3 protein-coding genes are annotated in these 1,665 nt (G+C 71.8%); 2 read left to right on the forward strand and 1 reads right to left on the reverse strand.

All coding sequences use genetic code 11. The annotated features are described in order from the left end of the window. The coding region (locus tag ACWGIU_RS37330) for a trypsin-like serine protease (protein WP_453712504.1) at positions 1 to 198 on the forward strand (198 nt) is incomplete at its 5' end. Positions 199 to 295: 97 nt separating this feature from the next. Beyond that, the gene (locus ACWGIU_RS37335; RefSeq protein ID WP_453712505.1) at positions 296 to 775 is read left to right on the forward strand and encodes a hypothetical protein; all 480 of its coding nucleotides are present in this window, start codon (positions 296 to 298) and stop codon (positions 773 to 775) included. Between the two features lie 15 nt (positions 776 to 790). On the opposite strand, the gene ACWGIU_RS37340 is transcribed toward ACWGIU_RS37335, so the two are convergent. Then, the coding region (locus tag ACWGIU_RS37340; protein ID WP_453712506.1) for a DUF4231 domain-containing protein at positions 791 to 1,665 on the reverse strand (875 nt) is incomplete at its 5' end.

Consider the following 1,665-nt stretch of genomic DNA (forward strand, 5'->3'; position numbering starts at 1 on the left):
GGCGGCGGCGACGTCGTCTACGGCATGATCCGTACCAACGTGTGCGCCGAACCGGGCGACAGCGGCGGCCCGCTCTACTCGGGCACCCGCGCCGTCGGGCTCACCTCCGGCGGCAGCGGCAACTGCTCCTCGGGCGGGACGACCTTCTTCCAGCCCGTGGTCGAGGCCCTCAACGCCTACGGGGTCAGCGTCTACTGACGGTGACTCACGCGCCCCCGCCGCACCCCTGGACGTCCTCCCGCCTTCTGGGAGGATGTTCCGGGCGGCCATGTCCATGGGGGAGGCTGGTTACTGCATGAAACGAATCGGCGTGACCGGGCACCGAGCCATTCCTGACTCGGTGCTCGGCCATGTGGAGAGCGCCCTGCGGGCCGTACTGGGCACCCACGAAGGACCGCTGGAGGCGTTCTCCAGCCTCGCCGAGGGGGCGGACCAGCTGTTCGCCGCCCTCGCCCTCGAACACGGAGCCGACCTCACCGTGGTGATCCCCAGCGGGGACTACGAGGACGCCTTCGAGGACGCCGAGGCCCTCGCCCGCTACCAGGACCTCAGGAACCGGGCCACCCAGGAGGTCCGGATGGACTTCGCCCGCTCCACGGACGAGGCCTACTATGCCGCCGGCACCTACATCGCCGACTCCTGCGACCGGCTCGTCGCCGTCTGGGACGGGCAGCCCGCCCGCGGGCACGGCGGCACCGCCGAGATCGTCGCCTACGCGCGGGCACTCGGCAAACCGGTCACCGTCATCTGGCGCGAGGGCGTGGCCCGGGACTGAGCCACGCCCCCACTGTCAACTGCTGTGCCGGGCCAGCCAGTCCGTGTGCTGCGGCGACACGTACCGCTCGGTCTCGTACACCGACGAGGGCCACTGCGACTCGGTGATGGTGGTCTGCATCACGACCATCATCGCCGCCAGGTCCTGCTCGATCAGGGTGTGCGCCTCGATCAGCGGATGGTGGCGGCGCACCTCGTTCCAGGCGATCCCGGCCGCCGCCGCCGCGCTCAGCAGCGCGGTCAGCCTCGGCCCCGGACCCGAACCGAACGACCCCAGCAGCGCGAACAGCAGCGCCAGACAGGTCAGCAGCACGATCGTCCACGACCACAGGTTCGTCGCCCGCCGGGACACCTCCGTCCGCCGCCGGTACCAGTTGCGCTGCTCGATCAGCCGGTCCCGGACGTACGTCTCGCGCCGCGCCTGATAGTCCATCCCGCGCAGCCGCTGCATCGCGCCGGTGATCTCCCCGCCCTCGGACACCGTCCCGGCGGCCCGCGGATCGTCCCAGCCCATCTTCCGCAGCTCGGCCAGACCCGCCTCCAGCCGGGTCCGGTACGTCGTCTCGGGAGCGGCGACCTCGCTGCCGAACGGCGCCCCGTGCACCGCGTACCGCCAGGCCAGGGATTTGATGAACTCCGCAGCACTGCGGTTGAGCTGCCACTGCGGGCGGGCCCGGCGGCGGGTCGCCCGCATACCCACGCCCAGCACCCCGACGTACGAGAGCACGCTCAGCAGCCCGAACAGGTACATCGAGCCCAGCTTCGGCCCGGCCGGCAGAGCGGCCGCCGCCGCGGCCGTGACCAGCAGCAGCAACTGGACACGGGTGGCCTGCGTGGACTCCCGCTGCCGGGAGATCGCCGCCTGGTCGGTGTGGTGGAAGAGGGCCGGCA

The organism is Streptomyces sp. NPDC054840, assembly GCF_053611065.1.